Origin of the sequence: Aeromonas sp. QDB39 (genome assembly GCF_027707585.1) — a bacterium.
Taxonomy (GTDB): Bacteria; Pseudomonadota; Gammaproteobacteria; order Enterobacterales; family Aeromonadaceae; genus Aeromonas; species Aeromonas hydrophila.
Map to the genome: position 1 here is coordinate 1 of NZ_JAPCIV010000115.1, position 1176 is coordinate 1176.

Genomic DNA, 1176 nt, shown 5'->3' on the forward strand with positions numbered 1-1176 from the left:
TTAATCAGATCGCACAAACGACGCCGAGTTCCCTTCTTTCCCGGATAAGTGATCTACATTTCGGAACGGTTATTTAGTATCAAACCTAAACAATATTTAACGCGAGTGGATTTATATGAAATTACCAAGCCATGGGCTACCAATAAAAAATGACTCTAAATACCCATGGGGCGATCGCTTCAATAGACTGAAAGCTACGGAGGAAATGAGAAGATTTGCAGAATATATTCTGTATCAACTACATTTTGACACCATCAACACTGATTCTGACTCAATTTTATTAATTTTTAATGACTATTTCAAAACCAAACAAGATTATGTTATCGCAAACTACATTCGGAAAATAGATAACGCCATCCAGTTAGAGAACACTGACGCAATCGCAGAATTTCTATTCAAACAGTTCAGTAGAAACTGTCTAGAAATGGAGCACTTTTGCTGGATACAGGTAACGAACCCAAGAGTGTGTAATTTTGCATTCGCTATAACCAATAATTGGAGTTATTTTTTTGATAAAGATAGTGACCTTTACAAAAAAAACCTCCCAAATCTTAGTCAACCAGGGCCAGCTTATTTTAGAAGCAATTCTTTTGAAGATGTAATATCATTAAGTCACATGCGTTTTACCAATAGCCACCCAAGAGCCAAAACCTCTCGTCAAAAAAAAGAAAGGGTGATTGAGTATTTTGATCGCTTAGACGATGGCATCGCTATAAAGTCCAAACACCTTCAGTTTATTGAATTGCTTTGGAGTAAAATAATTAAAAAACAAAAACCTAAAAGCTGGTTGAACTTTAAAGGATTAGGGAAGGTGCGAATAAGCGGGGAAATTCTTCTCGGCTGACTCAGTCATTTCATTTCTTCATGTTTGAGCCGATTTTTTCTCCCGTAAATGCCTTGAATCAGCCTATTTAGACCGTTTCTTCGCCATTTAAGGCGTTATCCCCAGTTTTTAGTGAGATCTCTCCCACTGACGTATCATTTGGTCCGCCCGAAACAGGTTGGCCAGCGTGAATAACATCGCCAGTTGGTTATCGTTTTTCAGCAACCCCTTGTATCTGGCTTTCACGAAGCCGAACTGTCGCTTGATGATGCGAAATGGGGTAATCCCCCCATTTTTAGGGGCATTCAAAAGTAGAGGTCATGCGGCCTGTGCCAGACGCTGTTTCGGCGTGT

General features: G+C 39.5%; 1 protein-coding gene and 1 pseudogene. One reads left to right on the plus strand and one right to left on the minus strand.

All coding sequences use genetic code 11. The annotated features are described in order from the left end of the window. Window positions 1-115: 115 nt before the first annotated feature. Window positions 116-844: a hypothetical protein gene (locus PG899_RS24055; protein WP_270697816.1), complete on the plus strand. Its 729-nt coding sequence runs from the start codon at window positions 116-118 to the stop codon at window positions 842-844. A 108-nt stretch (window positions 845-952) separates the two neighbouring features. Here the strand turns inward: PG899_RS24055 and PG899_RS24060 are convergent. After that, window positions 953-1102, minus strand: a pseudogene (locus tag PG899_RS24060) (IS5/IS1182 family transposase); the annotation flags it as partial. Window positions 1103-1176: the final 74 nt, after the last annotated feature.

Coding starts and splice junctions, on each gene's coding strand:
- PG899_RS24055 (WP_270697816.1), top strand. CDS start 116: ATGAAATTACCAAGCCATGGGCTACCAATAAAAAATGACTCTAAATAC.